Annotated in this window: 7 protein-coding genes and 1 pseudogene; 1 reads left to right on the forward strand and 7 read right to left on the reverse strand. The window is 67.8% G+C overall.

Annotated elements, in window-relative coordinates; genetic code table 11:
* Positions 1–56 precede the first annotated feature (56 nt).
* Positions 57–1,382 carry an NAD(P)-binding domain-containing protein gene (locus NK1_RS35890; RefSeq protein ID WP_439955964.1) on the forward strand — a complete coding sequence of 442 codons (1,326 nt, stop codon included), beginning with the start codon at positions 57–59 and terminating at the stop codon, positions 1,380–1,382.
* A 14-nt stretch (positions 1,383–1,396) separates the two neighbouring features.
* On the opposite strand, the gene NK1_RS28310 is transcribed toward NK1_RS35890, so the two are convergent.
* From NK1_RS28310 to NK1_RS35455, 7 genes and pseudogenes are all read right to left on the reverse strand, one after another.
* On the reverse strand, positions 1,397–2,251 hold the full coding sequence (locus NK1_RS28310; RefSeq protein ID WP_063013591.1) for an aldo/keto reductase: 855 nt from the start codon (positions 2,249–2,251) through the stop codon (positions 1,397–1,399).
* 90 nt (positions 2,252–2,341) lie between these two features.
* Positions 2,342–2,941 carry a Uma2 family endonuclease gene (locus NK1_RS28315; RefSeq protein WP_063013613.1) on the reverse strand — a complete coding sequence of 200 codons (600 nt, stop codon included), beginning with the start codon at positions 2,939–2,941 and terminating at the stop codon, positions 2,342–2,344.
* A gap of 116 nt (positions 2,942–3,057) precedes the next feature.
* Positions 3,058–4,599 (reverse strand): carboxyl transferase domain-containing protein, encoded by a 1,542-nt coding sequence (locus tag NK1_RS28320; RefSeq protein WP_063013593.1) that lies wholly within the window; start codon positions 4,597–4,599, stop codon positions 3,058–3,060.
* 93 nt (positions 4,600–4,692) lie between these two features.
* Positions 4,693–5,295 (reverse strand): GTP-binding protein, encoded by a 603-nt coding sequence (locus tag NK1_RS28325; protein WP_174372252.1) that lies wholly within the window; start codon positions 5,293–5,295, stop codon positions 4,693–4,695.
* Positions 5,276–5,650 carry a DUF742 domain-containing protein gene (locus NK1_RS28330; protein WP_025347064.1) on the reverse strand — a complete coding sequence of 125 codons (375 nt, stop codon included), beginning with the start codon at positions 5,648–5,650 and terminating at the stop codon, positions 5,276–5,278. The genes NK1_RS28325 and NK1_RS28330 overlap by 20 nt, the downstream gene beginning before the upstream one ends.
* Positions 5,651–5,657: 7 nt before the next feature.
* On the reverse strand, positions 5,658–6,071 hold the full coding sequence (locus tag NK1_RS28335; RefSeq protein ID WP_011207200.1) for a roadblock/LC7 domain-containing protein: 414 nt from the start codon (positions 6,069–6,071) through the stop codon (positions 5,658–5,660).
* Positions 6,068–6,627, reverse strand: a pseudogene (locus NK1_RS35455) (sensor histidine kinase); the annotation flags it as partial. The gene NK1_RS28335 and the pseudogene NK1_RS35455, both read right to left, overlap by 4 nt.

Here is a 6,627-nt window from a genome sequence, read left to right on the forward strand (position 1 = left end):
TCCACTGTATGCGCCGGACAGTTGTCGCAACGCACCCGACGCGTACTGTGACGGCGGTGACCGCACCCGATTTCGAGATTGTGGTGATCGGCGCCGGCCAGGCCGGACTGTCGGTCGGCTACCACCTGCGGCGGCTCGGATTGACCCCCGGAGTCGATTTCGTCATCGTCGACCACTCCCCAGGGCCCGGTGGCGCATGGCAATTCCGCTGGCCGTCACTGACTTTGAGCACGGTGAATCGCGTGCACGACCTGCCGGGGATGTCGTTCACCGAAACCCTGCCGGCCGGCTCGGATTCCGTCCCCGCCGCCACCGCGGTGCCGCATTATTTCGAGCTGTACGAAAAGCGGTTCGACCTGCGGGTTCGGCGGCCGGTATCGGTACGGGTGGTGTGCGACCGAGCCAGCACCGCAACATGTCCGGGGACGATGGTGGACGGGCTGTTGCACGTCGAGACCGCGATCGGCGAGAACCTTTCGGCCGCAACGGGTTCCGTCGCGCTCGGCGGCGGCGCCGATATCCCGCCCTCGCCCGCTCGCGGCGGCGGCACGGAAGCGGAGCCGGGCGGATCGATGCCCAGCGATGCTGTCACCGATCCGAGCTCACCCGATGAACCGCACACGGCCGCCGATTCCCGGCGATCAACGGATGCGCCGACCGAGTTACCGGATCCCGGCGGCGAGACCCTTCGTGTGCGCGGGGTGATCAACGCGACCGGCACGTGGGAAAAACCGTTCATTCCGTACTATCCGGGCGCGGAGACCTTCGGCGGGCGGCAGTTGCACGCCCACGACTACCGCAGCGCGGCGGAGTTCGCCGGGAAGCACGTCGTGGTGGTCGGCGCGGGGATCTCGGCGGTCCAGCTGCTCGACGAGATCTCCCAGGTCACGAGCACGACGTGGGTGTCGCGGACGGAGCCGCGCTGGCGGGAGGGGCCGTTCGGGCCCGACGAGGGCCGCCGGGCGGTCGCGATGGTCGAGGACCGCGTGCGACGGGGCCTGCCGCCGCGGTCGGTGGTGTCGGTGACCGGACTGCCGGTCGACGACCGGATTCGTGCCGCCCGCGCGCGTGGCGTGCTGACCTGGCATCCGATGTTCGCCCGCATCGAACCGGAGGGCGTGCGCTGGGCCGACGGCAGCTTCCGGACCGCCGATGTGATCCTCTGGGCCACCGGTTTCCGCAGCGCGCTCGACCACCTGGCCCCGCTGCGGCTGCGCGGGCCCGGCGGCGGCATCACGATGACGGGTCAACTCGCCACCCAGGTGGCCGCCGACCCGCGCATCCACCTGATCGGTTACGGGCCGTCGGCAAGCACCATCGGCGCGAACCGCGCGGGGAGGGCCGCAGCGGTCGAGCTCACGCGCTACCTCGGGCTGCCCTGAGTTGCCGCAGCGCCTCAGTCGAGCCCCATCGCGAACGTGTCGGGATCCGGGCCGACGCGGCTGCCGGTATCGAGCGCATTGAGGGTGGCCATCTGTTCGGCGTCGAGTTCGAAACTGAATACGTCGAAGTTCTCCCGGATGCGCTCGGGATTCACCGACTTCGGGATGACGATATTGCCGAGTTGCAGATGCCACCGGATCAGAACCTGGGCGGGCGTGCGGCCGACCTGTTCGGCGACCGCGCCCACGGTGGGGTCCTTCAGTTCCGCGCCCTGGCCGAGCGGGCTCCACGCCTCGGTGGCGATGCCGTGTTCCGCGTGGAAGGCACGCAGCGTGTTCTGCGCGAGCGCCGGATGCAGCTCCACCTGGTTCACCGCCGGCACCTCACCGGTCTCCCCGATCACCCGCCGCAGGTGTTCCGGCTGGAAATTGGAGACCCCGATCGAGCCGATGCGGCCCTGCGTCTTCAGCGACTGGAACGCGCGGAACGTGTCCACGTAGCGGTCCGCGCTCGCGACCGGCCAGTGGATCAGATACAGATCGAGATACTCGAACCCCAGCCGCTCCATACTCGCCTCGAACGCACGCAGGGTCGAGTCGTAGCCCTGGTCGGCATTCCACAACTTGGTGGTGATGAAGACCTCGTCGCGCGCCAGCCCCGATTCGGCGATCGCCCGCCCCACCTCGGCTTCGTTCCCGTACGCCGCCGCGGTGTCGATGCTGCGATACCCCGCCTGGAGCGCGGCGGTCACCGTGTCGAAGGTCTGTCCCTCCGGCACCTGGAAAACCCCGAAGCCCAGCCTCGGAATCAGATGGCCGTCGTTGAGAATCACCGACGGTACTGTGCTGCTCTCGCTGCGAAAGGTCACCGTCCGACCGTAGAAGCGGTTTGCCGAGCCGTCAACGACGCGCACCTGCGTGTTCGGATCGTACGAGCTCGACTGGCTGAACCCCGGACGTCAGCGCTCGGTTGCCCGGCCGAGATCGAGGTCGATGTCGAAAGGGACACGCAAGTGCAGCCGATCGTGATGGATGCCGGTGAGCGCGTACTGCTTGGTAGCCGGGTCCAGTTCGTAAACGTAGGCCACGGCGCGGTCGTCGGCGTTCTCGATCCGCCAGAAATGCGGAATTCCTGCTTCGGCATAGAGAAGTGGCTTGCGCTTGCGGTCGCGTTCCTCGGAATCGGGCGAGACCACCTCGACGGTGAGAACTACGTCGTCCGGACGGTAGGTGGTCTGTTCCAACCCCGCGTCGGCAGCGGCATCGACGATCATGATGTCGGGTTCGGGGCGCTGACGAGGGCCCAAGGTCACGGTCATTTCCCGGCACACCTCCAGTGACACGGGAGACTGCTCTCCGAGCGTTCGAGCCAAGTAGTTGATCACCCGCATGTGAAACTTCATCTGTGGGCTCACGAAGACGAGGCTCCCGTCGATCAGCTCGGTATGTGGGGGAAGGTCGGGCAGTCGTTCGAGATCGTCGGCGGTGTATCCCTCCGGTGGCGGCACGGGCCATCGCGGGCGTGCCCGATCGTCGCTCGGCATCGGATCGGCTGTCATCGAGTCCTCGCTCCGCATTGGTGACCGACTGATGTGACTCGACCAGTATCGCATGTGACCAGGCATCCTCCTGTGGCTCGGTTTCGGTCCGCACGGCCGGACACGGGAGCGCATGTTCAGCCCGGAACGCCCAGCCGACGGTAGCGGCGGTGGCGAAGGGCGCGCAGCTCGGCTGTCGGCCGTGTTCGCAGGCCCGCGAGTTCCCCGGCGATGGCGGCGACCATGCGGCGGGAGAAGTCGATCGGTTCGTGGGCAGCGTCGGGTCGCTCGGCGACGATGCGGTCGACGACACCGTCGGCGAGCAGGTCGGCCGCGACGACTCGTTGGGCGGCGGCGAGTTCCGGCGCGTGGTCGGTATCCCGGAAGACGATGGCGCTGGCGCCTTCCGGAGGTAAGGGGGCCAGCCAGGCGTGCGTGGCGGCCAGCACCCGGTCCGCGGGGAGCAGAGCCAGTGCGCCGCCGCCGGTGCCCTGCCCCAGCAGAACCGAGACGGTCGGCGTATCCAGCGTGACCAGATCGGCCAGGCAACGGGCTATTTCCGGGGCCAGGCCGCGTTCCTCGGCCTCCTGCGACAATGCCGCCCCCGCGGTATCGATGACCATGACCAGCGGAATACGAAGTTCGGCGGCCAGGTGCATACTGCGGCGGGCCTCGCGCAATGCCGCCGGCCCCATGGTGTTCTCACCGGTCTGGCCGGCCCGGTCGTGACCGAAGATCACGCACGGCTCGCCGCGCAGGCGGGCCAGGGCGTGGACGACGGTGCGGTCGGATTCCCCCTGCCCCGTACCGCTCAACGGCACCCGATCGGTCGCCTGCCGCAACAGCTCCCGAATGCCAGGGCGCCGGGGATCCCGGGAGATCAACACCGACTCCCACGCCGGTGCATCCGCTCCCTCAGCGCCCGGCGAACCCACTCGACCCACACCCGGCGCACCCGCTCGGTCGGCCTGCGCGGATGTAGCGAAGGGTCGCGAATTCGCCTGGCCCGCAACGGGAACCGCGACGTTCAACACACGGTGTGCGATCCGGCGGAAGAACCGGACCGGCACCACCCCGTCGATGACACCGTTGCGATACAGGTTCTCCGCGGTCTGCACACCTTCGGGGAAGGGCCGGTCGTAGAGGGCCTCGTACACGCGCGGCCCCAGGAATCCGATCAGGGCCCCGGGCTCGGCGAAGGTCATGTGCCCCAGGGAACCCCAGGACGCGAACACTCCGCCCATCGTGGGATTGCGCAGATACACCAGATAGGGGTGGCCGGCCGACTTGTGTGCGGCCACCGCGCCCGCGATCTTCACCATCTGCACGAAGGCGACCGTGCCCTCCTGCATGCGGGTTCCACCCGAGGTGGGCGAGGCGAGCAGGGGCAGACCCAGGGCGGTGGCGCGTTCGACGGCAGTGACGATCCGCTCGGCGGCCGCCACGCCGATCGATCCGGCGAGAAAGCCGAATTCACACGCGATCACCGCGACGCGCCGCCCGCGCAACCGTCCCTCACCGGTCAGCACCGATTCGTCGGTGCCGCTGCGCTCGGCCGCGGCGGTCAGTTCCGCGCGATACGCCGGCGCGATGGCGACCTCGATCGGTTCTCGATCCCAGCTGCGATACGAACCGGGATCGAGCACACCGTCGAAAAACTCACGCGCCGAGATCTTCACGCCCCGAGCGTAACCGCGCCGGACCGGGCGATCGGCGGTCGTGGTACCACCGCGCGCCGACGCGGCCGCATCGTGCGGCCGGTCGCCGGCGTATCAGTAACCCTGAACCACTTTGCGCAGCGCGTACTCGGTGACCGAGACCAGCGCCTGCTTCACCGGCTCGCGGCGGCGCGCGTCGATCGACATGATCGGCACGTCCGCCGGGACGGCCAGCGCCTGGCGGATGTCCTCGAGGGGGTACCGCGGTGCGTCGTCGAACTCGTTGATGGCCACCAGGAACGGCAGCCCACGAGCCTCGAAGTAGTCGACGGCGGCGAAGGAATCCTCGAGCCGTCTGGTGTCGATCAGCACTACCGCTCCGATGGCGCCGCGAATCAGGTCGTCCCACATGAACCAGAAGCGGTACTGGCCGGGTGTGCCGAACAGATAAAGCACCAAATCGTCGGCGAGGCTGATCCTGCCGAAGTCCATGGCCACCGTGGTGGTGGCCTTCGTCGGCACGGCGGCCAGGCTGTCGACGCCCACACTGGCGTTGGTCACCAAAGCCTCGGTGCGCAGCGGAACAATCTCCGATACAGCACCGACCAAGGTCGTCTTACCCACACCGAAGCCACCGGCCACCACGATCTTCGCGGAGGTCGGCTTGGCGTTGCGGGTATCGACCTGGGCCGTCGAATCAAATACGCCGGAGTCCACTGAGAACCCTTTCGATCAGCTCGCGACGTTCATCGTCGCTCGAATCGTCTTTCAAAGTCGCCGAAACTCGAACATGTCCCGCCTCGATGAGGTCGGCGACGAGAACTCGAGCCACCCCGATCGGAATACCCAGTCGGGCAGCAAGTTCCGCAACAGATGGCGATTCTCTGCACAACTCCACGATTGACGTCTCGATGTTGGTCAGTTCGAACTGCCGCTCTAGGGCGACCGGATGCGATGCGACGAGCGCCTCCAATGCCAACTCCACCGTCGGCCGCGTACGACCGGCGGTCAGCGAGTACGGACGGACGAGGCTGGGCTCGGCGCTCCCCACGTGCTGGTTGTCTATGTCCATCCCACCATCAGGAACCCATCGTGACGCGAGGTGTGGCCTGGACTGTCTGGCCCACCCGCTCGACCAGCAGAGCCATCTCGTAGCCCACCTGGCCGATATCGCAGGACGTGTTCGTCAGCACGGCCAGATAGGACCCGTCACCGACTGCCATGAGCAGTAGGTAACCGTGTTCCATCTCGACCACGGACTGCAGTACCGTGCCGCCTTCGAACAGGTTCGAAACGCCGACAGAGAGGCTGGCCAAACCTGCGGTCACGGCGGACAGCTGTTCGGCACGGTCGACGGGCAATTGAGCGCTCGCGGCCATCAACAGGCCGTCCGCCGAAACCAGCACGGCATGAGCGACGCCCGGAACCTCGTTGGCGAAGTTCGAAACCAGCCAATCCAGCTGACGGTTCGTACCACCTAGATCGGGGTTCATCGGTCTCCTTTATCTCCGGTTAGGTTCATTGCTCCCATTGCGCGGCCATCCCGGACGCCCTGCTGGTGACGACTCAGACTTGACCTGATCGACTCTGGGTCGCGGCTCGGCGTCCGATCGGCCCGCCCGGTGACGCCACCGGGGACCAGCCGATTACCGGGATCGCGCTGCGGCAATCCGGCCGCCGTCCGCTTCTCCGACGAGGTTTCCACTGCCCGCCGGGCAGCCTGCCAGCCTTCGTCACCTGGGGATTCGAAGGAGGCGGCGACTTGGGACCGGTCCGGGTTGGGGTCCGCGAGCCACGCCGACATCATCTCGGCGAAGATCGGACTCCCCCCTTCCGACGGGCCGGCGTCGGCTGCGGGCTGCAGCCGGGTCTGGAAGAACGATGCCGTCTTCTGCGGATTCGACCGGTAACTGTGACGGCCGCGTTCGCGCCCCTCACCGGATTCCGCATTCGCGTCCGCGGCGGAGCTGTCCCGCTGCGGCGCATGACGTCCGGGCAGGCTCAGCCCCGGGGTGGGTTCCGGCCGCGGCGGCAGACCGGCGCCCGGCT

Origin of the sequence: Nocardia kruczakiae NBRC 101016 (assembly GCF_001612965.1) — a bacterium.
GTDB classification, from domain to species: domain Bacteria; phylum Actinomycetota; class Actinomycetes; order Mycobacteriales; family Mycobacteriaceae; genus Nocardia; species Nocardia kruczakiae.